22 protein-coding genes are annotated in these 24,253 nt (G+C 55.8%); 11 read left to right on the top strand and 11 right to left on the bottom strand.

Annotated features, from left to right (window positions below):
• Positions 1-2 precede the first annotated feature (2 nt).
• Positions 3-866 (top strand): fumarylacetoacetate hydrolase family protein, encoded by an 864-nt coding sequence (locus tag SH248x_RS13640; protein ID WP_459554835.1) that lies wholly within the window; start codon positions 3-5, stop codon positions 864-866.
• Positions 867-951: 85 nt separating this feature from the next.
• Positions 952-1,284 (top strand): hypothetical protein, encoded by a 333-nt coding sequence (locus tag SH248x_RS13635; protein WP_459554834.1) that lies wholly within the window; start codon positions 952-954, stop codon positions 1,282-1,284.
• A gap of 220 nt (positions 1,285-1,504) precedes the next feature.
• Here the strand turns inward: SH248x_RS13635 and SH248x_RS13630 are convergent, their stop codons facing one another.
• The 8 genes from SH248x_RS13630 to SH248x_RS13595 all read right to left on the bottom strand — a co-directional run bounded on the left by SH248x_RS13630 (position 1,505) and on the right by SH248x_RS13595 (position 6,499).
• Positions 1,505-1,771, bottom strand: coding sequence for a hypothetical protein (locus SH248x_RS13630; protein WP_459554833.1), 267 nt, complete (start codon positions 1,769-1,771; stop codon positions 1,505-1,507).
• A 159-nt stretch (positions 1,772-1,930) separates the two neighbouring features.
• On the bottom strand, positions 1,931-2,197 hold the full coding sequence (locus SH248x_RS13625) for a DUF7660 family protein (protein WP_459554832.1): 267 nt from the start codon (positions 2,195-2,197) through the stop codon (positions 1,931-1,933).
• A 228-nt stretch (positions 2,198-2,425) separates the two neighbouring features.
• On the bottom strand, positions 2,426-2,989 hold the full coding sequence (gene pyrE / locus SH248x_RS13620; protein ID WP_459554831.1) for an orotate phosphoribosyltransferase: 564 nt from the start codon (positions 2,987-2,989) through the stop codon (positions 2,426-2,428).
• 82 nt (positions 2,990-3,071) lie between these two features.
• Complete coding sequence (locus SH248x_RS13615; protein ID WP_459554830.1) at positions 3,072-3,674, bottom strand: Uma2 family endonuclease; 603 nt, start codon at positions 3,672-3,674, stop codon at positions 3,072-3,074.
• A gap of 15 nt (positions 3,675-3,689) precedes the next feature.
• Positions 3,690-3,893, bottom strand: coding sequence for a hypothetical protein (locus SH248x_RS13610; RefSeq protein ID WP_459554829.1), 204 nt, complete (start codon positions 3,891-3,893; stop codon positions 3,690-3,692).
• Positions 3,883-4,485, bottom strand: coding sequence for a zeta toxin family protein (locus SH248x_RS13605; RefSeq protein WP_459554828.1), 603 nt, complete (start codon positions 4,483-4,485; stop codon positions 3,883-3,885). Before SH248x_RS13605 ends, SH248x_RS13610 begins: the two co-directional genes overlap by 11 nt.
• Positions 4,466-4,888 carry a helix-turn-helix domain-containing protein gene (locus SH248x_RS13600; RefSeq protein ID WP_459554827.1) on the bottom strand — a complete coding sequence of 141 codons (423 nt, stop codon included), beginning with the start codon at positions 4,886-4,888 and terminating at the stop codon, positions 4,466-4,468. The genes SH248x_RS13605 and SH248x_RS13600 overlap by 20 nt, the downstream gene beginning before the upstream one ends.
• A 306-nt stretch (positions 4,889-5,194) precedes the next feature.
• A complete protein-coding gene (locus SH248x_RS13595; protein ID WP_459554826.1) occupies positions 5,195-6,499 on the bottom strand; it encodes a homoserine dehydrogenase in 1,305 nt (434 codons plus the stop codon).
• A gap of 458 nt (positions 6,500-6,957) precedes the next feature.
• Here SH248x_RS13595 and SH248x_RS13590 point away from each other — a divergent pair, with 458 nt between their 5' ends.
• The 6 genes from SH248x_RS13590 (at position 6,958) to SH248x_RS13565 (ending at position 16,121) form a co-directional block, all read left to right on the top strand.
• Positions 6,958-7,803, top strand: coding sequence for a menaquinone biosynthetic enzyme MqnA/MqnD family protein (locus SH248x_RS13590; protein ID WP_459554825.1), 846 nt, complete (start codon positions 6,958-6,960; stop codon positions 7,801-7,803).
• Positions 7,751-8,917 carry a radical SAM protein gene (gene mqnC / locus SH248x_RS13585; RefSeq protein ID WP_459554824.1) on the top strand — a complete coding sequence of 389 codons (1,167 nt, stop codon included), beginning with the start codon at positions 7,751-7,753 and terminating at the stop codon, positions 8,915-8,917. The genes SH248x_RS13590 and mqnC overlap by 53 nt, the downstream gene beginning before the upstream one ends.
• Before the next feature lie 740 nt (positions 8,918-9,657).
• A complete protein-coding gene (locus tag SH248x_RS13580) occupies positions 9,658-10,470 on the top strand; it encodes a P-loop NTPase family protein (RefSeq protein ID WP_459554823.1) in 813 nt (270 codons plus the stop codon).
• Between the two features lie 133 nt (positions 10,471-10,603).
• Positions 10,604-12,967 (top strand): ABC transporter permease subunit/CPBP intramembrane protease, encoded by a 2,364-nt coding sequence (locus tag SH248x_RS13575; RefSeq protein WP_459554822.1) that lies wholly within the window; start codon positions 10,604-10,606, stop codon positions 12,965-12,967.
• 245 nt (positions 12,968-13,212) lie between these two features.
• A complete protein-coding gene (locus SH248x_RS13570; protein WP_459554821.1) occupies positions 13,213-14,379 on the top strand; it encodes a hypothetical protein in 1,167 nt (388 codons plus the stop codon).
• Between the two features lie 335 nt (positions 14,380-14,714).
• Positions 14,715-16,121, top strand: a complete 1,407-nt coding sequence (locus SH248x_RS13565; protein ID WP_459554820.1) for an OprO/OprP family phosphate-selective porin — start codon at positions 14,715-14,717, stop codon at positions 16,119-16,121.
• 198 nt (positions 16,122-16,319) lie between these two features.
• Here SH248x_RS13565 and SH248x_RS13560 read toward each other — a convergent pair whose 3' ends face one another.
• A complete protein-coding gene (locus SH248x_RS13560) occupies positions 16,320-17,417 on the bottom strand; it encodes an RluA family pseudouridine synthase (protein ID WP_459554819.1) in 1,098 nt (365 codons plus the stop codon).
• A gap of 31 nt (positions 17,418-17,448) precedes the next feature.
• On the bottom strand, positions 17,449-18,603 hold the full coding sequence (locus SH248x_RS13555) for a tetratricopeptide repeat protein (RefSeq protein ID WP_459554818.1): 1,155 nt from the start codon (positions 18,601-18,603) through the stop codon (positions 17,449-17,451).
• Between the two features lie 382 nt (positions 18,604-18,985).
• Here SH248x_RS13555 and SH248x_RS13550 point away from each other — a divergent pair, with 382 nt between their 5' ends.
• Both SH248x_RS13550 and SH248x_RS13545 read left to right on the top strand, forming a co-directional pair.
• Positions 18,986-19,936 carry a M48 family metallopeptidase gene (locus tag SH248x_RS13550; protein ID WP_459554817.1) on the top strand — a complete coding sequence of 317 codons (951 nt, stop codon included), beginning with the start codon at positions 18,986-18,988 and terminating at the stop codon, positions 19,934-19,936.
• A 407-nt stretch (positions 19,937-20,343) separates the two neighbouring features.
• A complete protein-coding gene (locus SH248x_RS13545; protein WP_459554816.1) occupies positions 20,344-20,565 on the top strand; it encodes a carbon storage regulator in 222 nt (73 codons plus the stop codon).
• Positions 20,566-20,786: 221 nt separating this feature from the next.
• Here the strand turns inward: SH248x_RS13545 and SH248x_RS13540 are convergent, their stop codons facing one another.
• A complete protein-coding gene (locus tag SH248x_RS13540) occupies positions 20,787-22,367 on the bottom strand; it encodes a leucine-rich repeat domain-containing protein (protein ID WP_459554815.1) in 1,581 nt (526 codons plus the stop codon).
• 363 nt (positions 22,368-22,730) lie between these two features.
• On the opposite strand from SH248x_RS13540, the gene SH248x_RS13535 reads away from it, so the two are divergent.
• Positions 22,731-23,990 carry a protoporphyrinogen/coproporphyrinogen oxidase gene (locus SH248x_RS13535; protein ID WP_459554814.1) on the top strand — a complete coding sequence of 420 codons (1,260 nt, stop codon included), beginning with the start codon at positions 22,731-22,733 and terminating at the stop codon, positions 23,988-23,990.
• The last annotated feature ends 263 nt before the right edge of the window (positions 23,991-24,253 follow it).

The raw sequence follows: 24,253 nt of genomic DNA, 5'->3' as shown, positions 1-24,253 counted from the left end.
ACATGCGTCTCGCCAAAGTCCTCTTCCCCAACCAGACACAACACGTCGTCATCGTCGGCGAATCCTCCGTCCAGGCCCTCAACATGACCACGTCAGAGGGAACCCTGCGTCTCAGTGATATCCTTCACAGCGATACGCCCGCCGATTTCGCGACATCTCTCATCGATTCCACCATCGCCCCTGTTTCCCTCGAAATCGTCAGTTTCCTGGCCCCCATCGATTCCCAGGAAGTCTGGGCCGCCGGCGTCACCTATAAACGCAGCCAGGTCGCCCGCATGGAAGAATCCAAATCGGGAGCCGACCATTATGCCCACGTCTACACTGCGGACCGTCCGGAGATCTTCTTCAAATCGACCCCGACCCGCGTCGTCGGCCACGGCGTGCCTGTCCGCATTCGCAAAGATGCCACCTGGTCCGTCCCGGAGCCGGAGTTCGTCCTGATCCTCGATCCCAAAATGAATATCAAAGGCTACTCCATCGGCAACGACATGTCCTCCCGAGACATTGAAGGCGAGAACCCGCTCTATCTGCCCCAGGCCAAGGTCTACAACCAATCCTGCGCGATCGGCCCTTACATTCTCCTCGCTGACGGCCCACTCGACCTGCCGAAAACGCTGATCCACCTGACGATCCAGCGCAACGGCAAGGACGTCTTCACCGGCGAAACCAACCTCGGCCAGATCGTTCGCAAGTTTGAAGACCTCGCCCAATGGCTAGGCCGCGAACTCGATTTCCCCCACGGAGCCGCCCTCCTCACCGGCACCGGCATCATCCCCCCCGACAACTTCACGTTAAACCCCGGCGACCTCGTCCGCATCTCGATCACCGGCCTGGGAACCTTAGAAAATTCGGTGGTCCAGGGCTGAGAATTATGCGTACAATGGCATGATCATCAATTCATTAGGCCTTTGGGGGGCTGCTGATTTACTTTGAGAAAGCTCCCGAACGAAAATGACCGCGACGACGCCAACTCACGATGACGCAAAAGAAGACGACGACGACGACGCAACGTTGTTTGTCGTTGATCACACCGGGCACCGTTACCAGCTGATGTGTGAGCCGGAGCAGTTTCTGGCAATTCGAGAAGCGATCCTGGCGACGTTACCGGCATCCGTACTGCCGGAGGATTTTGATCGCGGAACCATGCACGAGATCACGCTGACGGATGTTTCAAAAGACGTCAAGAAGCCCAACGAAATCGTTGCCGCGGCGCTGTTGTTTATCTCAGGGCTGCTAGCTTCGTTGATTGTGTTTGTGCTGGTGGTGCGAAGTCTGGCGGGGTGAGGAGACGAGACGAGTGAAATCGTCCCATACATACCGTCCATGATTTCATAGCGAGAATCAGACGGTATGAGTCACCTGTAGGGTCCGCTGTGCGGACCGTGAATTCGCGGTGATATCAAAAAAAAGCCATGAAGTTTGTCATCGACATCAACACACTGCAGTCAGGATAGAATGTCGATTAACGGTCCGCACAGCGGACCCTACATGGATAGGATTCGTCTTAGTCGGCACGACCGATGAGTTGGTAGAGGTCCATCAGATTTTGCAGAGCAGAAGAAGCGAGTTCGTGACGTTTCGGGTCGAGGAAAATCGCTGGGTGATTCAGAATGTTTTCGTCAACGAAATTGACAGCAAGGTGGGTTCGGTCGAGGGCTTCGTGATTATGGAAGCCGTCTGACGTGAGGTAGTCGGCGAGATCGGGAATGCCGTCTTGGAAATGGTGTTCGATCAATTCCTGACGTTGCTGTTCGGTTTCGTTGAGGGGCATGGGGAGTTCCGAATCGTGAGGCAATGGGTAGCTGGGGTTAGGTTTTCTAGCTGCCCCCAAAGGGACACACAACGAGCATCGCCTTCTCTAACATCCAACCTGCGATCAACTGGGGTCAGCTAACGTTCCTGCCTCCAGCCATCTCGTCGCCTGCCAAATTTAATCGTACGAGGAAGCGGCTAGCATAGAATCTGCAATGAGACGCCATGATGGAATATCTGCATTTACGTCTTCCTTTGCGTTAATGTAATAGCCATCTGCATCGTTTAAAAATCGAGCAAAAGCACCCAAAAAAGTGGACAAGTCACGATTCTCCCATAATTCAGGATGATGGTCGAGTTCATCTTGGAGTGCATAGACAAAGCGTACCAAATCACTTCTTGAATTCATGTCGTAGATGATGTCGTTGGGACCTTCAATACTCATGCAAACGTAACACTTTCTATATTTCGTACTAAACCAATAACAATTGATCCGGCGGATTCAAATCTGAAATGCACGGGTTGATGGCGAATAGATGGCATTCGTGTGATGGTTGGTATCGGATCAATCATCATTCTTGACCGCAGTCATCCACGACCGCTATCTGACTGGTGATTTTTGTTGAGAGCGCAGGGGACAGGGGGTTCACACCCCCCGCTCGCCTTGGGGAACTCAATTTGGATTGCGCGGCACGCCGAGGTCGTCGATGGTGATGAGGGCTCGGAACGGGAGGTTGCGGGCTTCGAAGGCGGCGGCTCCGCCTTCTAAGCGGTCGCAGATGCCGACGACGCAGATGACTTCGCAGCCGAATTCCTGGATGCGGTCGACGGCTTTCAACGCAGACCCGCCGGTGGTGACGACGTCTTCGACGATGAGGACCTTATCCCCTTTTTTGACCGGGCCTTCGATGAACTTCTGAGTGCCGTGGTCCTTGGTTTCTTTGCGGACAATGAAGCCGACGAGGTCGGGCTGCGAGCTGGCCGCGAGGGCGACCATGCCGGAGACGATGGGGTCAGCCCCGATGGTCAGTCCGCCGACCGCGTCGTACTGGAGATCGCTGACGGCTTCGAGCATCGCGCGGGAGATGAGGTCGAGTCCGCGGGCGTGAAGGGTGACCTGCTTGCTGTCGAGGAAGAAGTTCGACTTCTTGCCGGAGGCGAGGGTGAAATCGCCACGCAGGAGAGCACGTTCGAGGTAAAGATCAATCAGAGGCTGTTTCCAGGCGGGAGCTGTCATGTCGGTGTCCTTTCAAGTGACCAGCTTATCGTACTGAAATCTGGGAAGAATTTCACCACGGAGGGCACAGAGGACACGGAGGTCAGATCATCCAGTTTTGACCGGTCGGGCTATCGATTTTGATCTGTGGTCGGTCTTTGCCGGAGAGAAGTTGCCAGGAGAGTGGGACAGTGTTGGTCTGAAAGGCGGAATCGTCAGGCTTGACGTCAGCAACGAGCGTGAGCTTGCCATCGGTCAGACGGTAGAGTTCGAGCTTCCAGGGATCGCGGTCGATGATGAGCAGTTCGCGAGTGTTGACCTTGGCGTAGAAGTCGAGTTTTTCACGCGTGCGGTCGTAAGGAGAGACGATCTCGATTGCGAGATCAGGGCCGCCGAGCATGAAGGTGTCGTGGTTCTCGGCAGGGTTGTCACTGTAATAAACGGCAACATCCGGGCCACGATAATTTTTGGTCCAGTCGAAGCGATCCGAAACGTTGATGCCGGGATAAACTCGGCCGATTTTTCTTGGAACAACAGTCTTGAGAATGAAAACGAGCTCTGCAACAAAATCCTGATGCTCTTCATTCGGCCCCGGCGACATGACGTAAACTCCTTCCCAGACTTCGTCCCAGCGGTCGGCTCCGGTTTCCTGTCGCTGCTGGATCAGCATCTCTTGGTAGTCAGGATCAATAATGAGAGCAACCATGTTGATGTTCTCTTACTAAAGGATGGTACTCGAGTTCGAAGGATTGTCTTGCAGGGCCTCAATCTCCTCGGCCGTCATTTCGACAACCTTGCCATCCATTTCGACGACGAGTTTGTAGCCGCGGAGCTTGGCGTCGGCGAGGAGGTTGCGCATCGCCTCGGCGTGGGCGGCTTTGATCATCTCGGAATGGTCCAGGATTGGTCGGGTCTCAGTCGACATGATTTTGCACTTTGATCCGCTCGAACAACTCTTCGTTCACGATGCCAACGTGGCTTGCAACCGTCCGGTGACCTGTCGATGTATTGTCCAGCAAATACCATTCGTCGGCAAGGTCTTTATATTCTCGAAAGAAATTCTGGATGCCAGAAACGTAGCGGCGTCGAATAACAGTTGCAGGAATATCGTGGCCTCCTCGTTGCACACGCTGAGCAACGCGTTTGATCGCCATTTCAGCCGATTCGATCCAAAAAAATGTCAGAACAAAGTGGTAGCCATTGTCTTTCATTTGCCGAATCTGTTTGAGGTAGCCACGTCCTGACAGGGTTGTTTCGAGAGCAAACGATCCTTGCGACGTGATGGCATTCTGCATATTCGTGAGCAGAATCCGACCGGCCTGAACGGCGACGGCATCGACATCAAACGGCGAAAGCCCAGCCGCGATCAGGTCAGCGTTCAGGAAGCGAGTGCTGTCAGCAAAGCCAGGCAGGAACGTCTTCGCGAATGTTGTTTTGCCGGCGCCGTTGGGGCCGGCGATGAGGTAGAAGGTGGGCATTGGCGACTGCTTGGATAATTCAATGACTTGCCGAGACATCTCGGAGAGCAAAATGAAACGCTCGCCCGTAAGTTTTCGCAAGTCGGTTCAGTGTTGAGATGGTGACGTTTTTTGTTGTCCCATTCTCTATGCGACTAATAGCGGAGCGGTCCATTCCCGTGGCGCTGGCGACTTCCGTCAAACTCAGGCCCGAGGCAATCCGTGCGGCCTTGAGTTCGCGGGCAATCAACTCCATCTGGAGATACTCACCAAATGGAATTGCTTTGCGGTATTTTTTTGAATCGATTAACTCTTCAATCGACGGTTTCGCCTGGAATTCTTTCCGGACTTCCTGAAGAAGCTTGCGATGTTGGGGGGATGATTGGGCTTTGCTCATGGCGATATGATGGACATTCCCCGTTGGATCGTCTGGTAAGTCCCAGATGATGCTGATGTCGCTCAATGTGTTCTCGCATCAGAGGTGTTGTTTTATATTACAACAGTGTCGATTGGATTGCCAGATCCTTTTCCGGCGCAGAGAAGTCACAGATGGCAGTGACCGTGATATTGGAATCTGTGTGCCACGGCTGTGTCAGCCGTGCCGAATTTCAAGTTGGACATCATTCGCGCAAACCCACGGCTGACACAGCCGTGGCACACCGTGTCCTTAGCTTCTCAGAGATCCCTCATCCGACCTCGTCGGTATTGATTTGCGAACCAGAGGTTCGACTCGGCCACCTTCTCCCCGGGGGAGAAGGATCAAGAGGGCTCAATCCCGGATTGGTAACCGGACATGCGGCGGGGCTAAGCACTTGAGGTTGGCGAGGTCTTTGTCGGCGGCGAGCATCTGGCCTTCGGTGGCGAGGTGAGTAATGATGACCATCGGGACGTAGGATTCGTCGTCGGTGGACGGGGTTGGGGGGCCGAGGGTTTCGTCGTGCTGGATGAGCGACGAGATGCTGATTTTGTGTTCGCCGAGAACATTGGCGATGCGGGAGAGGGTGCCCGGTTTGTCGAGGGCGGAGAACCGCAGATAGAAGCGGCGCTGGATCTCTTCTTTGGGAAGGATCGTGATGCCGGTCGATTCTTCCAGCAGGGTCAATCGCGGGAAGGTCAGTTGCGCCCGGCCGACCGCCAGGCTGATGATATCCGCGACGACCGCAGAGGCAGTTGGCATCTGTCCTGCCCCCATGCCGGAGAACCAGGTTTTGCCGACGGCGTCGCCGTGGAGTTCGATCATGTTGTAGGCGTCATCGACGTCCGCGAGGGGTTGCTCTCTGCGAATGAAGGTCGGCTGGCAGTGGAGTTCGAGCTTATCGCCGTGCAGTTTCGCGGTGCAGAGGAGCTTGACGCGGTATCCCAGGTGAGCAGCTTGCTGGAGGTCGGTCAGCGTGAGCGAGTCGATCCCTTTGACGAGGAAGTCGTCCGTCGAGATCCGCAGGCCGAAGGCGAGTCTTACAAGGACGGTCAGCTTCTGAGCAGCGTCGGTGCCAGCGACGTCCATCGTGGGGTCAGCTTCGGCGTAACCTTTTTCCTGGGCGAGGCGGACGGCGTCGTTGTAGGTTTTCTCCTTGAGGAACATCTCGGTCAGGATGAAGTTACAGGTCCCGTTGAGGATGCCTTCCAGTGAAGTGACCTGGTTGGAGGCGAGCGACTGCCCGACCGCTTCAATGATCGGAACGCCCCCCGCGACGGCGGCTTCGAAACAGACGGTGCGGCCGAGTTCGCGGGCGGTGCGGAAGACTTCGTCGCCGTGGACGCAGAGGAGTGCTTTGTTGGCGGTGACGACGTTCTTGCCGTTCTTGAGGGCTGTCAGGACGACGTCGCGGGCGATGGTGGTACCGCCGATGAGTTCGACGACGGTATCGATGGCAGGATCGTTGAGCACGGCAAGGTCGTCAGTGACGATGCTGGATGGGAGGTCACAGTCGCGTAGTTTTTTCAGATCACGCACGACGGCATGGACGATGTCGATGTGGGTGCCAGTCCGGGCAGCGGTGCGTGCTTTGTGAGTGGTAAGAATCTGGGCAACGCCGGAACCGACCGTCCCGAGGCCAACGATGGCAATCTTCATGGAGTGCTTTCTTCGACGAACTTGAGTGCGCCACCATGATGACGAGTCGGGTCGTGTTCGTTCAAGGGATGGGGGATGGGCAACGGAAAAACGGGAAGAAGAGGGGTTGGAACGCAGAGGTCGCGGAGGGGAGCAGAGATCGCGGAGAAGATTTATTAACGCGAAGGCGCAACGACGCAAAGGTTAGAAGTACCAGGAAATTCTTGGATTTTCTTTATTTTGCGTCGTGGCGCCTTAGCGTTGAAAATTCCCGTTTCCTCTGCGACCTCCGCTCAACTCTGTTCCCTCTGCGTTCCAGTCTCTGGGCTGTTACGTTTCAGCGTGGATGGCGGTTAGCTAAGCGAAGGTGCATGTGGGCTGACGCGGAAATTGATTCCGCTTGTACTCCCTTGCGGTGGGCCTATAATGACCCTTCTGATTGTAGTGAGTGTGACGCCATGATCTCTATGAGCAAACGAATGCCCCGCGACAAAGCGGCCCCACGGATCGGGGCAGTGAGTTACCTGAATTCCAAACCGCTCATCGAAGGGCTTTCAGGGCGACTGTCTGCGGGGATGTTGACGCTGGATTATCCCTCCCGTCTGGCTGATCAATTGAAGAATGGTGAACTGGATGTCGCCCTCATTCCTTCGGTGGAATACCTGCGTGGGGACGACTATGCCATCATCTCCGATGCCTGCGTTGCCGCCCGAGGGCCGGTGCTCAGCGTGAAGCTGTATACGCGAGTTCCCTTCGGAGACATCAAGACGCTGGCCCTGGATGAAGGGTCACGCACGAGTGCGATGCTCTCCCGAGTGATGCTCTATGAGCGTTACGGAGTGCTGCCGGAGCGGCTGCCGTTTCCGTTGCATCAATCGACCGAAGAAGTGAACGCGGATGCGATCCTGATGATCGGCGACCGGGCCATGTTCGAGCCGAGTGAAACATTTCACGATGTCTGGGATCTGGGAGACGAGTGGTTCCGCTGGACGGGGCTGCCGTTTGTCTTCGCGATGTGGGTGGCCCGTGAGTCGAGAGCTGACGAAGAGGACCTCTCGAAGACGTTGTCCGCGGCCCGCGATCTGGGCGTTTCACGCATTCACGAGATTTCCCAGCGTGAATCACCGCTGCTGAAGCTTCCCGTCAGCACCATCGAAACCTATCTTGGAAAACATCTGCATTTCACGCTCGGCTCGGCAGAGCGTCATGGTCTCGCGTTGTATCACGAACTGGTTACCAATCTGGAAGCCCATCTGGCAGAAACACACCGACATGATCACCAAGGTCAATCCCCCTATCGATTCGCTGCTGCAACGAGCCGCTGACGGCGAGCGACTGACTCCCGAAGAAGGCCTGCAGCTGCTGCAGTCTCACGACCTGACCGGCATCGGCCAGGCCGCCAACGCCGTCACGATGCGCCTGCATCCCGAGCCATTTCGCACGTACAACATCGACCGCAACATCAACTACACGAACGCCTGCACGGCGGTCTGTGATTTCTGTGCGTTCTATCGCAAGCCGACGGATGCGGATGTGTATGTCCTCACCAAAGAGGAACTGCATCAGAAGATCCGCGAAACGATCGAACTGGGCGGCGAGCAGATTCTCCTCCAGGGGGGCCTGCATCCCAAGCTGACGCTCGAGTGGTACGAAGAGATGCTCCGCGACATCAAAGCCGAGTTCCCCGGCTTCAACGTCCATGGCTTCTCGCCCCCCGAGATTCACCACTTCACAAAGATCGCCAAACTGCCGTTGGAGACGGTCCTGCAGCGTCTCAAGGACGCCGGCCTCGGTTCCCTGCCGGGAGGTGGCGGCGAGATTCTGGTCGATCGCGTTCGCAAGGAAATTACGCGGGGCAAAGTGCTGACCGATGATTGGCTGAACGTCCATCGGGTCTGGCACAACATGGGTGGCAAGTCGACCGCGACCATGATGTTTGGCCACGTCGAAACGCTCGCTGAGCGGATCGAACACCTCGATCGACTGCGACAACTGCAGGACGAAACCGGCGGCTTCACCGCGTTCATCTGCTGGACCTTCCAGCCCGATCACACCGACATGTCTCACATTCCGCCGGCCGGTGCGTTCGAGTATCTCAAGACGCAGGCGGTCGCCCGTCTGTACCTCGACAACATCCCGAACATCCAGTCGAGCTGGGTGACACAGGGAGAAAAAATCGGCCAGCTCGCTCTCCTCTTCGGAGCCAACGACATGGGGAGCCTAATGATCGAAGAAAACGTCGTCTCCCAGGCCGGAACCGTCTACCACCTGACCGAAGAAACAATCCGCCGCTGCATCATCGACCTGGGCTACATCCCCCGTCAGCGGAACGTTTTTTATCAGTACCTCGATCAGTACGAAGAAGGCCAGCCAGTGACCGCAAAGGTCGAGCGGGCCGGGTTGAAGAACGTGTCGCTGGCGCTGCCGGTGGTTTCGTAGTTGGTGAAGACGACTGAACGCATTTTGTTCTGAGGCCTGAAGGGCCGTCATCTGTCAGCCCAGGGTGAAGCCCTGGGTTCGTTGACAACACCACCACCTCCCGTCCTGTAGGGACGGCTCACGCTGGTTGGTGTTCTGCGGTCGGGTGGCCCAGCCGTTCATGGCTGGGTGAGCGCAGCTCACAAGAAGCCAGCGCCATGCGGCCTCACTCAACTCTACTACGTCATTCGCCATCGCCTCCCCTCGGGTGCCACTGGCTGTGCCAGTGCCGAACGGTGCTCGACATGCTGTCCTGAATAAAGACTCTGCTGCTTGCTTCTTGTTTCACACGGATTGAAGCCACTGGCACAGCCAGTGGCACCCGTAAAGTGAGGGCACATGGGCGCGTATGGTGACGTATCTTGTCGGCTGCGCCGATCCAGCCATGAACGGCTGGACCACCCGTTCTGAAACCACCTGTCCCCACACCGCCCGTCCCGATCCCCACTCTCACTCGGGACGGATGGGTGGTTGGGTGCAAACGTTGTCTGGCCGCTTCATATTGGAGAAAATGGGATAATCGTCATGTTGTGACGGATCTGTGAGGTTTGCCAAAGTCATCGAAATGAGGTCTTGGCTTGGCTGTCTGGGGTACGGGAGGATGGTAGAATTCTGGGGACTTGAAAATTCCTGCCCAGAGTATCACGTTTCCCCACGGAGCTATTCCACACGACAGCTCTAAAGAAAAACGACAACCGCTTATGATCAGCGTACAGAATTTGTCGAAGAGCTTTGCCGACTTGCGTCGCGGCCATGTTTTTGCATTGGAAAATGTCAGCTTTGAGGTCAAGCCGGGGGAGATCTACGGTCTTCTCGGGCCCAACGGAGCCGGCAAGACGACCTGTCTGCGGATCCTCAGTACCGTGCTGCAGCCGACGTCGGGGACGGCTGTCGTCGCGGGCTATGATGTCGTCAAGCAGCCGACGCAGGTGCGTCAGAATATCGGCTTCATGTCGAACAATACCGGCATTTACGACCGGATGACCGCCTGGGAACTCGTCGAGTATTACGGTCGTCTGTATGGCCTGCCGGAAGACAAACTGCAGGCCAGGCTCAATGAGATTTTCGACCTGCTGCAGATGAATGACATCAGGGATGTCCTCGGCTCGAAGATGTCGACCGGGATGAAGCAGAAGGTTTCCATCGCGAGAACGATCGTGCATGATCCGCCCGTGCTGATTTTCGATGAGCCGACCTCGGGGCTGGATGTCCTCGTTGCCCGCGCTGTCCTCAAGGCGATTGAGTCTCTCAAAAGCCAGGGGAAGTCGATCATCTTCTCGACCCACATCATGCGGGAAGTCGAGAAGCTATGCGACCGGATCGCGGTGATCTATAAAGGGGTCATCCTCGCCGAGGGAACCCTGCCGGATCTGTCCCAGCGTTACCAGCAGCCTGACATGGAAGAACTCTTCTTCGACCTGATCGGGATGCACGAGGCGAAGCTGAAGCAGAGTTTCACCACAGAGGGCACAGAGGAACACAGGGGTTCACAGAGAGCGAACAGTGCTTCCTGACGATACCTCTTGATAAAACTTCACCCATACCGATAAATCGAAATGTGAAAAGGACTGAAGGTTCAAGAATATTCACTTGGTGTTCCCTGTGAGACTCTGTGCTCCTCTGTGTCCTCCGTGGTAAAAATCTCCCATGAGCTGGCGTAATATCAAGTTGATTTTCCACCGCGAGGTCAATGACCAGTTGCGGGATCGTCGTACGTTGTTCATGGTTGCGGTGCTGCCGCTGCTGTTGTACCCGGCGCTGGGGATCGGGATGCTGCAGATGACGCTGCTGTTTTCCGAGCAGTCGAGGACGGTCGCGATTCTGGGGATCGATGATCTGCCGGCTCCTTCGCTGTTGAGTGAAGACGGGATGCGAATCGACGCCCGCTGGTTCGATGTCCCCAGCGACGCCGCGAAGATCGTCGTCGTCACCGAGAAGACCAGAGAACTGACGGACGAGGAACGGAAAGCATTTGGACTTCGAGACTCTCCTCAGACGATCATCGAAGAATCAAAACTCCTGGTCCAGAAAGCGGATGAATACCGCACGTTGCGTGAACAACTTGACCAGGCCGATGATGAGAAAAGAAAAGAGCTCAACCAGACGCTCGACCAACTGCAGATCAGCCTCGGAGACCAGTTTCATACGACCGAAGCCGAAGTCCTGATCATCTTCCCAAAAGGGTTTGCCGAACAACTCAAGGCAACGAACCAACTCCTGGCGAACCACAACGCCGCCAGAAGCGACGTCACCCGGCTTCGCCCCATCATTCTCTATAACAAAGCCGACGAGAAATCGGGGATCGCGTATGCCCGCGTGAATGATGCCCTCGAGCAGTGGGAAAGCGCGATTCTCTCCGCTCGCCTGGACGAAGCGAACCTGCCCGGCGATCTGTCCAATCCGCTCGATCTGATGCGGATCGACGTCGCCCAGAATGAGCAGATCTCCGCCAACGTCTGGAGCAAGCTGTTTCCTGCGTTACTGATCATCATGTCTGTCACAGGCGCGTTCTATCCGGCCATCGACCTGGGAGCCGGCGAGAAGGAACGCGGAACGATGGAAACCCTGCTCATCTGCCCGGCGACACGACCAGAAATCGTCATCGGGAAGTTTCTGACCGTCATGCTCTTCAGTATCTGTACGGCGTTACTCAACCTGTGCAGCATGGGGATTACCGGCACGTACATGCTCTCCATGGGAGCAGGACGACAGAACCTGTCGGCGCTCGGCGATGTCGCGATGCCAGGACTCAGCCAGCTGTTCTGGGTGTTACTGCTGGCGATTCCGCTGGCGGCTCTCTTCAGTGCACTCAGTCTCGCGTTTGCGATCTTCGCCAAGAGCAGCAAAGAAGGGCAGTATTATCTGACGCCGCTATTGATCGTGACGATGGGGCTGACGGTCTTCTGCCTGTCGCCCGCGGTTGAGCTGACGTCGTTTTTCAGCTTCATGCCGGTGATGGGGCCAGCGCTTCTGCTCAAGGGGTTGTTGTTAGACACCAGCGGCAGCAACTCGCTTTTGATCTATGCTCCTGCCGTTTTGTTGACGAGTTTTCTCTATTCATTCGTGGCCCTGTATTTCGCGATCGAGCAGTTCAAACGCGAGGATGTCCTGTTCCGTGAAGCCGAGCGATTCGAGCTCAAGCTCTGGCTGCGACACCTGCTGCGAGACAAGGGGGAAACGCCGAGCTTTACCGAAGCCGCTTTCTGCTTCGTCCTGACAATGCTGCTGCAGTTTTTCATGATGAACTACTTCGGCCAGGCACTCGGTAGCGTTGAGCCGGGGCAGGCAGGCATTCGGATGATTCAACTGCTGGTCATTCAACAGCTGGTGATCATCGCGTTTCCTGCGATCCTGATGGCGATCATGCTGACATCGAATCCGCTCAAGACGCTGCGGCTGAAGGTGCCTCATTTTGATGTGCTGTTGATTGCGTTCGTGCTGCCGATCTTCGTCCATCCGCTCACGCTGAAGTTGCAGGAACTCCTCGCAGGCTTCTTCCCCCAACTGCCTCAGCATGCCATCGAAGCGTTGTCCGCAATGAAGGATCCCAACATCCCGTTCTGGCTGATCCTGTTGACGTTCTCGTTGGCTCCGGGATTGTGTGAAGAAGTCTGCTTCCGCGGGTTTATCCTGCGAGGATTTCAGGACTCGAAGAAGCTGTGGATGCCGGTGATTCTTTCGGGCTTTCTGTTCGGGTTGATGCACATGATCCCGCAGCAGGTCTTCAATGCCTCGCTGCTGGGAATCGTCCTGGGACTGCTCGCCGTCGGGGCCCGCAGCCTGCTCGCGCCGGTTGTCTTTCACGTCATGAACAACGGCCTGGCAGTCCTGTACGAGCGAAACTTCTTCGCGACCTCGTTCAGCCCGGGCGTGTCGTCGTTCGTGAAACTCGAAGAAGGACACATCGTCTACGGCCCAGCAACCCTGATCCTCAGCCTGATCGTCGTCGCAGTCTTGTTAACGCTACTCGTCCGCATCGCCCAGAAACGACACGCGGAAGATTATCCGTAATAAGCGTGAAGCGGATTTCCTCCGGGAGGGCGAAGCTCCGCCTGAGCCGCTCCTTTGCGTTGCGAAACTCCAACAAGAATCCGATGATGATGGCTTCGTCGGTATTCGTTTTTCCTGAACACCATCCAAAGTCGATTCGTCGATTACTGGTTGCAACTCGGGACAGCGGCTCGGACGGAGCCTCGCCCTCCCGAATGAATCACGACGAACACAACACACTCCATTTCCTTGGGAAGCTCACTTCCATGCCCAGCGAGACCATCACCTCCCTTCGCGAGACCCTGACCAATCAGTCTCCCGAGCAGGCGATCGAGCAGTTGATCGCGACTCAGTCACGCGGTCGCGATGCCCACGGCTTGCTCATGGCCCGCCTGCTCAAGCACCGCTATGAACTCGGCTTGCCGCTGACGAGGTTGACGTCGTTCGACGATGTCCCGAATCATTTCAAAGATGAGTTCGAGCGTCGCTACATCGCCGAGCTTGAGAAACTGGGCCACGAGCTGCTCGATAAGCACGAGATCAGCCAGGCGTGGCAGTATTTCCGCGTCATCAATCAGCCAGGCCCGGTCGCGGATGCGATCGCCAAAGTTCCCGCCGATGGGGCACACGATGACCAGTCCGAAGAGATCATCCAGATCGCAGTCTATGAGCTGGTCAACCCGGCGCATGGCTTGAAGATGATGCTGCGATCGAGCGGGATGTGCAACACCGTGACCGCGTTCGACCAGATCTATCTGCAGATGTCGCTGCCCGTCCGTATGAAAGCCGCCGCCTTTCTCGTGGAAGCGATGCACGAAGAACTGACGCATGCGGTTCGTCGTCATGTCGAAGAAAAAGTCGCGATGCTCCCGCCAGACATGACGCTGCGTGAACTGATCGTGCAGTTTCCCTGGGTCTTTGAAGCGGGTGGGTATCATACGGACCTGTCGCATCTTTCGTCGGTCATCCGCTTCGCCCGCTGCCTGGCCAGCGAAGCGTCGCAGTTGACGCTGCTCGATGACCTCCTCTTCTATGGCGAACACCTCAATCGCGACCTGCTGCCTCACAGCGACCCGCCGTTCGGAGATTTCTTCGTCGCGCATCGTCACTTCTTCGATGTCGTCTCGGGGAAAGATGTCGAAGGGGGCGTCGGCTATTTCCGCCAGCAGATGGAACAGGCAGACGAAGATCAAGACCGCTCGCTGTCGGCACTGGTCGTCATCGACCTGCTCGCGCGACTGAAGCAGTATGAACAAGCAGGCCCGCTGGTCCTCCAGTACCTGACCGACGAACGCGTCCACGGCAGCGCCTTCAACGACTTCTGCCGAGATGCCAAACAATTCGGCCTGCTCAAACAACACGCCGAATCGACAAACAATCCCCTGCTGTATCTGACCGCAGAACTGGAAGAGCGAAGGGCTGCGGGGGGCTAGGTTTCGTGTGCCACGGCCGTGTCGGCCGTGCGTTTTGGCTAGCTCACTCGGCGGGTGGCTGGGGGCAGCTATCGATCCTGACCCCAGTCACCCCGGTCGACAATCGTTAGGAATTCATCGCTTGTTGGAGCGCTCGGCACGGCTGACACAGCCGTGGCACACGCGGGGGCGGGACGTCGCATCGTAGGCCCGTGAAATCCTCTGGACAACTTTCCGAGAATCTTTAATCGAATTTCAGTTTCGACCCAAGAAAGGTCGATCCTAGGAATACTCCCCCATCATATCCCGCCCAGACTCACGTCCCCGACGCCTCCCCTCGGCAGTAAAGTCCTTTTGTGTCACGCTTTGCGCACTGCGTTACGTTGATCATCCTCATGCTTACGCTGGCGAGTCCCGCGCAAGGTCAGGATGCTGCGCTCCTTCCGCCGCCTCCTGAGAACGCGCTCGTTGATCCACAATATGCTGATCTGGTCGAGGAAGTGGATCGCCTGAAAGCACGACTCTCCACGCTGGAAACGTCAGCCGACAAAACCTCCGCAATGGCGAGTCCTGCTTTCCGCCCCCAGGAAGCATCTCCCGGGATCATTCCGGAATCGAAGCGGAAATGGGATGTCAAACTCGGCGGGGTCATTGATGGCGATTACATCAACTGGGTCTCGGCAGATGAGTCGATTGACGATGCCCATGACTATTTTGAATTTCGACGTCTGCGTTTGACCGCGGATGGAACCGGCTATGAAGTCTATGAGTTTCGTCTTCAATTGACGCTCGAAGAAGAATCGATGGGGAATGAAAACACAACGCTCTACGGCGAACCGGAGATCAAGGACGCGTTTTTCTCCATCAAAGAGTTGCCGGTTTTGGGGAAGCTGCGTGTCGGGAACTTCTTCGTCCCGTTTGGCCTGGAGCAGTCCATCGGCGGGACGAACCTGACGTTTCTCGAGCGATCAATTCCGACGCAGAACGTTTTCACTGTCAGTCGAGAAGTCGGCATCGCGTCTTACAATTCCACGGAAGACGAGATGATCACCTGGACGGGAGGTGTTTTCTTCGACTCGATTTCGGACGCCAGCAAAGAGCGGATCGATGACAATCAGGGAGTCCGGGTCAGCGGACGGGTCACCTGGCTGCCTGTGTACGAAGACGACGGCGAGACGCTGATCCACACGGGAGCGGGCATCTTATTCACCAATGATCAAGACGGCCGTTACCGACTTTCCGCCAGGCCGCAGATTCACGACGGCCCTCGACTGATTGATACCGGAGCCTTGCTGGCCGATTCCTATGTCACAGGAAACCTGGAGTTCGCAGTGGTCAACGGTCCCTTCTCGGTGCAATCGGAAGCGTATCTGTCGCAGGTGAATCTCTCGAACCAGGACAGCCAGCTCACCTACGGGGCTTACCTGTTCGGTAGCTACTTCCTGACGGGAGAACATCGCAAATACGAAACGATGGGGATGTACGGAGCCGCGTTCGGGCGGGTCACGCCAAATTCGATGGTGTTCGCCAAAGATGGATGCCGAGGCTGGGGAGCCTGGGAACTCAAAGCACGCTATTCCTACCTGGGAGCCGACGAACTGGGAGCAGGTCACTACAACGACTTCACCTTCGGCGTGAACTGGTACTGGTCGGACCATGTGAGAATGCAGCTCGACTGGATCCACCCAATGACCAGCGAAGAAACGGTCTACGGCGCAACGACGTCCAACATACTCGCCACGCGGTTTGATGTGAACTGGTGATGGAAGCAGGCAGGAAAAGGTAAATCACCATTCCTGGAGTCTGCTTATTCAGGCAATCCAATTCTCACGGGAAATGTAGGGTGCTGGTGAGTCTTCGAACCGCACCAAAACGATATTCATTTAACTATTTGCGTCGTCGCGACTTCGCGTTGACCTCTCTCTTCCCCCGCGCGAACTCTGCGTTCCAGTCTTATCTCTTTACTTACCCTCGCGCTCCAGCAGATCCAGCACCCCCTGCATATCCGCAGGAATCGGAGCTTCAAATCGCATTCGCTCGGCTGTGACCGGGTGATCGAACTCCAGCACGTGAGCATGCAGCGCCTGGCGTTTGATATAGATCGGGTCTTCATCGTCTTTCGGTGGCGCACCCCCCAGGAGGTCGCTCTTGTGCATGACGGGCTTCATGCCGTATTGCACGTCTGAGAGAATCGGGTAGCCGATGTACTGCATGTGGACCCGCAACTGGTGCGTCCGTCCGGTATGCGGATAAAGGCGAACGAAGCTCCATTTGCGGAACCGCTTCTCGACTTCGTAGTACGTGATCGCTTCACGGGCGTCCGGCTCCGGGGCACACACCATCATCAGCTCACGAAACCGCGAGTGCGTTTTCATGTGTGTCTCGATGTAGTCCGTGTCAAAGTTGACGACACCCTTGACGATCGCACAGTACTGCTTCTTCACCGTCCGCTGCTCGAACTGGCTGGAGAGCAGGGCGTGGATCTGGTTGTTCTTGGCGACCAGCAGCAGACCCGTCGTATCGCGGTCCAGGCGGTGCACAATCCCCGGACGATGCGCCCCAGCCACATCCGACAGCTCGTTGAAGTGGAACTGCAGCGCGTTGGCCAGCGTTCCCGAGTAGTTCCCGCGTCCCGGGTGCACGATCAGACCAGCGGGCTTATTGATGACGACGATCACATCATCTTCAAAGATCACATCCAGCGGAATCGGCTCAGGCTTGATCTCCTGATCGACCTTCTCCGGCAGATGCCCGGTCACGCGATCATTGACTCGCAGGCGTCGCCCCGAGCGTGTGACCAGCCCGTTGACAAAAATCCCACCCGCATCGATGCCCTTTTGCAGCAGGGAGCGTGAGAAATTCGAGTACAGCTTGGAAAGATAATGATCCACTCGCCACCCATGGGCGCGAGCTTCGACAGTCAGATCAACAGGAGCCCCTGGAAACGACTGCTCGAGCGCAACAGGTGTCAGATCCAAGTCATCATCAAGCGGGGCAATCTCGCTGGTGATGTCCTCACGCTGTTCATCGGACTCAGGAAGAATACGGTCGAAATCCACGTGAGGGTTCCTGCGTCGTCAAGCGACAGCATTAAAGAGGATTGGACGCCGGAGCAGGCTCAGCTGGCTTCTCGGTCGTGGCAGGGGCTGCTGGCTGAGATTCGCCAGCCGGTTTGGCTTCGGGCGTTGTAGAAGGTGACTCCGTCGCTGGAGTCGGAACAGGAGCATCCGTCTTGGGCTCCTCCTTCATGGGAGCTTCCGCAGCCGGTGCGGGGGTGACTGGTGTTTCGGTCGCTGATGTTTCCGTTGCTGGTGTCGTCGCAGGAGCTTCTGCCGGAGTGCCGTTGAAGGCAGGATCAGCCGAAGTCGCTGGCGCCGACAGAGGTGCCATCAGCGGCGGAGCGGTCGTCGAAGTCTGGGCATCGCTCAATGGTGATGTCATCGTAGGCGATGTCGTCGAGCCAGTCGGATTGGTCAGCGTCGAGTTCATCATCGGGGCTTCGGGAGCTAAGCTCGTCGAAGGAGTCTGGCCATCCTTAGGAGCTTCCAGGTCTTCGCGAACAGGATTCTGCTGGCTGAACCAGGCATAGAATTCTTTGGCGCCCGGCTGCTTCAGTTCTTCAATTCGCTTTTTAGCAAGACCAGCCGTGACACTGTCAGGGCTGAGTTTGACGGCTTCTTCATAGGCTTTGATCGCAGGCTCAAGATCGCCCGTTGATGACGTTTCCAGAACGCGTGCAAGGCCGTATTGAGCTCGTTGTTTGATTTCCACAGGGAAGTTCCCCCCCTTGAGGATCCCTTCATAACCATCGCGAGCAGCTTTCAGTTCCGCAGGAGCCGACTTACGATCCTGGAACATCATCTGAGTCGCCATCGTCAGGTGGCCATCAGCACCCTGCAGCGCGGCCCACTGGCCAGCAGGGAGATTGGGAAAGTTCGTCGCGATCGTTTCAAAATCAACAGGGGAACCAGCCAGGTTGAGACTCGACCAGGCTTCGATCTGCTCATTGTCTTTGGTCCGCGTCCAATAAACGACCGCGGCAATCAACAGCAGTCCCAGCGACAGGTACAGCACAACTTTGCTGCCAAAGCCGTCCCAGTTGGATTGCATCTCACCGACCGACCTCGTGACGAACTTTTCCAGTTCGGTCCGATTGTCGACCTGATGGTGATGCTGCAACGGAGCCTCCCCCGTCACTTGAGGAAGGCTGACAGGCGTTGAAGTCTGTGTTGGTTTCTGGTCCATGGGTTGATCCGGAGTCGATTTGATCCGACAAACATCAAGAATGAAGTGTAGTCGGCTGGCCCAATAACATCCCGCGCACGGCGGTCCGTCACCATTCCGACGATCCATAAAGTCAAACACGTAACATAGCGGAATTCCGCCATAACACAAGCAGAGGCATCGCTTCGCAGAACTTGCGAAGCTCCCGCTCAATGCCGATCGGAATCGCGAATCACACATCATACATGCCCGCGAGTTTGTAACTTTGGACGCAAAGTCGTCCGAGCTGGTGGGCGGTCTTGTCCCAAAAATGCGGCAGATTTAAGATTCGTCGCTGTTTTTACGTCACCCGTCTTCCATCGATCCCTGATCGAAACGGCCATTTCACTTCAAGGAAACCGCGATGATATCCCGCTGCACGATGTCACGCCTGACCTCCATGACGATGCTCATGGGGCTGGTTTTCCTTGGGTTTCTCGAACTGGCCGGCTGCCGTACCACTCCTTTGACTGGTCGCAGACAGATCATGCTTGTTCCCGAACAGCATGAAATCACAATGGGAGAGCAGGGCTATCAGGAGATTCTCAACACCGAGAAAATCTCGTCCCGCGAGAAGTATAAGGAAATCATCGAACGCGTCGGCCATCGAATCGCCGCTGTCGCAGGTCGTCCTGATTACAAGTGGGAATTCAACCTGATCGAGTCGCCCAACATGAACGCCTTTGCGCTCCCTGGCGGCAAAGTAGCCGTCTACGAAGGGCTTCTCGATGTATGTCAGAACGAAGCCGGCTTAGCTGTTGTCATGTCGCACGAAGTCGCTCACGTCCTGGCCCGTCACGGCGGGGAGCGCATGAGCCAGACCGCTCTGATCAACAGCATCCAGAAGATGATCGAAACCTCGACCAAGGATAAGGAAGCCCACGACCGCGAACTGGTCATGGCTGTCTACGGTGCCGCCTCACAATACGGCATCTCCCTGCCGTTCAGTCGTCACCACGAAAGCGAAGCCGACCAGATCGGCCTGATGCTCATGTCCGACGCCGGTTATGACCCGCGCGAAGCCCCCCGTTTCTGGGAACGCTTTGCCGCAGCTCAAGGAGCAGACAAGCCGATTGAATTCCTCTCGACCCACCCCTCGGACGAACGTCGGGCATCCGACTTGCGTAAGCTGATCCCTGAGGCAGTCGCCCGCTATGAGAAATGTGATACAAAGATTGCTTTAGGTGAGCAATTAACGCGTCCAGAGACTCTGGGATCGCCCGTCGGAACCCCTCTAGGTAATGTGATTCAGGCGAGCGGAGAGACGCTGTCAGGCTCAGAAGACCTGAACAACGGTAAAATGTTTGACAACTGAGTTAAATCACCGCAGCTGAACGCTTTAGTTGCTCTGAGAATAATTGCCTCGCGAATTGCCGTACTGAACATTGCCGTAAACAGCGAATTTGCAATCAGTTGTGCTCGCGAAAAACGCGTGGAAAACCGTACACAGTTGAGGGGCGTCGAGCTTTGTCAATTCTCTTGCTTCGGATTATTGCATTTCTTGCAAAACGGACCTTTACTCGTTGAGACAACTTTCTAAAATATGTTGACAGACTTTAACGATTTGGTCTGACTTTTGAAAAAATTCGTGAATTTTGGGATTTGGAATCCAGATTTTCGCATCTAAGAAAGGCCAGAAATCGTAATAGCGTGTAGACGCTGGACGGATCGTCTTGTGATGTCTGTCATTGATGTCAGTTACATAGAGACAAGGAAGTTGTCATGCTCGTCCTCTCCAGGAAGATTGATCAGGAAATTGTTATCCCCGAACTGGGCATTACGCTCAAAGTTCTCGACGCGTCCAACAACCGCGTGAAACTCGGGATCACAGCCCCAGCCTCTGTTGCTGTTCACCGAGCAGAAGCATTCGCAGCCCAGCCTTCTCGCAAAACGGACGAGCCTGCGATGGCTGCTGTCCGTCAGCAGGTCGAAAGCGCTGTTTAGATCACCGATAGAAGTGATCTCTCGTCTTCATCTGACAGATATGTGTCGGTGAAGTAATCCGCTTGCTCGTGAAATTTCAAGCGAGCCACAGTCGTCGTGCTGTTCTCAATCTCGTCGTGATAGGCAGGTCTGGGCGAATAGACCTGATCGAATCGGGGCGTTGGAGAAGACGCCCCGAGAAATACCGGTAGAGCAGACAGCCTGCAAACGTCGTTGATCAACTATTCAAATTTGATCACGAGTTCGGGACGTTTTTCACGTTCCTGTTTCACTCGCTCGGCGGTAACTTTTGTGCCGCGCAAGTCCAGGACACGTAGTGACCGCAGCTGCTCGATGAGTTCAAAGATGCTGTCGTCGATGCTCTCGCAGAAAGTCAGCGTTAAGATTTCCAGCCGTTTCAGCCGCTTCAGAGGCTGCAGGCCAGTGGGGGTGACTTTGCCACCATTGAGCTGAAGGTGTTTCAGGTGAAGAAGAGTCTGGAGCACTTGGACAGCAGTGTCATCGACATTGATTCCTCGCAGCTCGAGGTGTTCAAGCATATGGAACGACTCGATCGTTTCCATTCCCTTGGCAGTAACCTGCGTATTGTTCAGCAACAGTTCACGCAGCTGAATCAAGTCACGGATCTGGTCGAGACCCTGATCATTGATCGGGCTCCCAGAGAGATTTAGGCGTTTGAGTCTGCGCAGCTTACCGATCTGAACCATCGATTCATTGGTCATGTTACTGCGAAAGTTCGCAATGACCGCAATGATATCCCGTTGCTTGCTCAACTTCAGGCCTGCGCCGAGCAGTTTAAGATCAGCCATCGCCGTCAAGTGCGGGGCATCAGAGACGGTGGCATCCCGTCGTCCGATGATTTTGCAGCGTGGATTCACGTCGGTCAGGATTTTGACCCCGGTCGTCGTCACATTCGTCCCGCGAATCGAGATGACCTGCAGGTTCGCAAGTCGTCGAATTTCAGAGATCCCTCCGTCGGAAACTGTCGTCGATTCAACCGAAATCCGCTCCAGTGAGGAAATCTTCGACAAGTGCGACAACGAGGTGTTCGAGATCTTCGTCCGGGCCAGGCCGATATCTCTGAGTCGGCGCATCCAGCGGAGGCTCGCGACCCCTTCGTCTGTGACCTGAGTTCCAGAAACGATGATCGTCTGCAGCGAAGTCAGAACCGCCAGATCAGCCACGGACGCGTTGCCAATCTTGGTGTTTTCCAGCCAGACTTTTTCCAGCTTGGTCAACTCACGCAGATACTTGATGCCAGCATCAGTGACAGCTGTAAACGAGAGATTCAGTTCCGTCAGCGACTTGATTTCTTTGACGGACTTCAGTCCCTGATCACTGATGGAGGTTGTTGAGAGATTGAGTTCGCGCAGATGACGCAGCTTTTCGAGATGCTCGATGGCATCGTTATTGATCTGGGTGCGTTCCAGGTCGATCTGGACCAGACGAGGGAAGTGACGCAGCTTCTCGACACCTGCGGATTCCGTTTTGGTGAAAGAGAGATCGACCTTGGAAAGATGCTTCAGCTCGTCGAGAACACTCAGATCCGCAGCAGTGATCGCCGTATTGTGAAATGAGAGTTCGCGGACCGTTTTGAACGGCGTCAGCAGCGACAGGTCAGCAGCCTGGATCTCAGTATTGGACAGGTCAATGGTATAGATCGAACGGTTGGCGGCTCGCTGGATCCGTGCGCCCAGCTTAACCAGTGCCTGCATCTGTTCCTTGTGATCGTCGACCTGGGGAGCTTCCGGCGCTTTTGCCTGAGGATCACTCTGGGCTTGAGGATTTGTCTCAGTAGACATGCAGATTCCCAACATGGCCCATCATCGGACCTGAACTCATGAAACCAACAGAAATGCCGAACTCAAGCCGAACAGACATCCCGGCGTGAACTTCGGAGACAACGAAATGGTTTGGTAAACCCTCAATGATAAGGCTAATTCCATGGGATTTGCAATTATCAAATCCCCGGCGCGGGAAAATGTGAATATCAGACTCGGAGAATATCGTCACAGTCGTTTCAGCAGGCACGCAAACCCGAATTCCATTTCCGGAAAAATCGCTACGACTGGACCCGGATCAATCCCGCTGACAGGGAAACTCCTTTACACTGAAACAACCCACTCTGTCCATTAGACGCCCGAATCACACGTGGAAAGTTCCCCATGCAGGATGCTGACGTCATCATTGTCGGAGCCGGCTTAGCTGGTCTGGCATGTGCGAACGCGCTCTCCCGGCGCGGCGTCAGCTTTCTTCTGATCGAAGCCTCCGACGTAACGGGTGGCCGACTTCAAACACAAGAGTATCAGGGCTTTCTGCTCGATCGGGGCTTTCAGGTCCTGTCGACGGCTTATCCGGAAGTCCGACAAACCCTCGATTCCAGACGCCTTGGCCTGCGTTTCTTCCAGCCCGGCGCCATCATCCGCACGTCTGGCAATTTTCATCACTTCGTCGATCCCTTTCGCTCGCCATGGTACTCGTTTCCCTCGGTGACGATGTCGAACCTGATCTCTCCGGTCGGCAGTATAGGCGATAAACTGAAAATCGCCCGCGAGCGTTTCCGCTGGAAAAATACCGATCCCGAACCTGCTCTGATGCAGATCACAACCAGAGAATGGCTGTCGCAGACATTCTCAGACCGGGTGATCAAAAAATTCTTTCGGCCGTTTCTCTCGGGTGTCTTTTTAGAATCCGAACTGCGAACGCCAGCCTGGATGGCCCGCTTTGTTCTTTCGATGTTTGCCCGTGGCTATGCGTCCCTACCCAGCGACGGCATGCAGGCTGTCCCTCGCCAGTTGACCGAGTCGCTTCCCGAGCAGCGCGTCATGCTGTCGACCAAAGTCGTCGCGGTCGATGCAAAATCGGTGACGCTCGAAGGAGGACGCAAGCTCCCTGCAAAAGAAGTCGTCCTCGCGACGTCGTCCCAGGCAACGGCTTCGCTCATTCCCGAATACATAACCCGTCCGACCCGTGGAACGGACTGCTTTTATTTCACGACGAAGACCCCGCCCGTGACCCAATCGCTCCTCGTTCTCAATGGCACGGGCACCGGGCCGATCAATACCCTCTGCGTCCCCAGCATGGTCCAGCCGACTTATTCCCCGGCAGATCAACATCTGATTTCCGTCTCGACTATTGAATCGACCGAACAGGACGCTGACGAGCTTCTCGCTGCGGTCCGTTCACAGCTCGTCGAATGGTACGGCGAATCTGCTGGGACCTGGACCTTCCTCAAGCACATCCGCATTCCGGATGCCCTCCCCGAACTCTCCGTTTCGACCTCGCTACCCGATCAACCCTGGACCAGCCTCAACGGCATTTCCATCTGTGGCGACCAGTCCACCATCGGCTCGATCCACCATGCTCTCCTGTCCGGCCGCTTACTAGCCGAACACCTCGCCAACTCACTCGCCCCAACCGCTTGACTCGCGTGTGCCACGGATGTGTCAGCCGTGCTGAGTTGAATTGACGCTCTATTTGAAATCTCACGGCCGACACGGCCGTGGCACACACACACACACACACACACACACACACGCTAAATAACGCTGTGTGAAAACTGGCGTCACATCGCTCGTCCCCTCTCGCTTGCGTCTGGAGGAACCAGTCATTCTCGCCTGTTCGTCAGAAATATTCTGAATAACTTGATCCAAAAACTTCTCGACAGCGTTATATCAATGTGATATCA

This window comes from Lacunimicrobium album, from assembly GCF_052161635.1.
Lineage (GTDB): Bacteria > Planctomycetota > Planctomycetia > Planctomycetales > Planctomycetaceae > SXPC01.
Note: the sequence above shows the minus strand (reverse complement) of the source record. Positions and strands in the feature narration are given on the sequence as shown.

What these genes read in the sequence shown, in the direction of transcription:
- SH248x_RS13640 (WP_459554835.1), top strand. Translation starts at nt 3, where the DNA reads ATGCGTCTCGCCAAAGTCCTCTTCCCCAACCAGACACAACACGTCGTC.
- SH248x_RS13635 (WP_459554834.1), top strand. Translation starts at nt 952, where the DNA reads ATGACCGCGACGACGCCAACTCACGATGACGCAAAAGAAGACGACGAC.
- SH248x_RS13630 (WP_459554833.1), bottom strand. Translation starts at nt 1,771, where the DNA reads ATGCCCCTCAACGAAACCGAACAGCAACGTCAGGAATTGATCGAACAC.
- SH248x_RS13625 (WP_459554832.1), bottom strand. Translation starts at nt 2,197, where the DNA reads ATGAGTATTGAAGGTCCCAACGACATCATCTACGACATGAATTCAAGA.
- pyrE (WP_459554831.1), bottom strand. Translation starts at nt 2,989, where the DNA reads ATGACAGCTCCCGCCTGGAAACAGCCTCTGATTGATCTTTACCTCGAA.
- SH248x_RS13615 (WP_459554830.1), bottom strand. Translation starts at nt 3,674, where the DNA reads ATGGTTGCTCTCATTATTGATCCTGACTACCAAGAGATGCTGATCCAG.
- SH248x_RS13610 (WP_459554829.1), bottom strand. Translation starts at nt 3,893, where the DNA reads ATGTCGACTGAGACCCGACCAATCCTGGACCATTCCGAGATGATCAAA.
- SH248x_RS13605 (WP_459554828.1), bottom strand. Translation starts at nt 4,485, where the DNA reads ATGTCTCGGCAAGTCATTGAATTATCCAAGCAGTCGCCAATGCCCACC.
- SH248x_RS13595 (WP_459554826.1), bottom strand. Translation starts at nt 6,499, where the DNA reads ATGAAGATTGCCATCGTTGGCCTCGGGACGGTCGGTTCCGGCGTTGCC.
- SH248x_RS13590 (WP_459554825.1), top strand. Translation starts at nt 6,958, where the DNA reads ATGCCCCGCGACAAAGCGGCCCCACGGATCGGGGCAGTGAGTTACCTG.
- mqnC (WP_459554824.1), top strand. Translation starts at nt 7,751, where the DNA reads ATGATCACCAAGGTCAATCCCCCTATCGATTCGCTGCTGCAACGAGCC.
- SH248x_RS13580 (WP_459554823.1), top strand. Translation starts at nt 9,658, where the DNA reads ATGATCAGCGTACAGAATTTGTCGAAGAGCTTTGCCGACTTGCGTCGC.
- SH248x_RS13575 (WP_459554822.1), top strand. Translation starts at nt 10,604, where the DNA reads ATGAGCTGGCGTAATATCAAGTTGATTTTCCACCGCGAGGTCAATGAC.
- SH248x_RS13570 (WP_459554821.1), top strand. Translation starts at nt 13,213, where the DNA reads ATGCCCAGCGAGACCATCACCTCCCTTCGCGAGACCCTGACCAATCAG.
- SH248x_RS13555 (WP_459554818.1), bottom strand. Translation starts at nt 18,603, where the DNA reads ATGGACCAGAAACCAACACAGACTTCAACGCCTGTCAGCCTTCCTCAA.
- SH248x_RS13550 (WP_459554817.1), top strand. Translation starts at nt 18,986, where the DNA reads ATGATATCCCGCTGCACGATGTCACGCCTGACCTCCATGACGATGCTC.
- SH248x_RS13545 (WP_459554816.1), top strand. Translation starts at nt 20,344, where the DNA reads ATGCTCGTCCTCTCCAGGAAGATTGATCAGGAAATTGTTATCCCCGAA.
- SH248x_RS13540 (WP_459554815.1), bottom strand. Translation starts at nt 22,367, where the DNA reads ATGTCTACTGAGACAAATCCTCAAGCCCAGAGTGATCCTCAGGCAAAA.
- SH248x_RS13535 (WP_459554814.1), top strand. Translation starts at nt 22,731, where the DNA reads ATGCAGGATGCTGACGTCATCATTGTCGGAGCCGGCTTAGCTGGTCTG.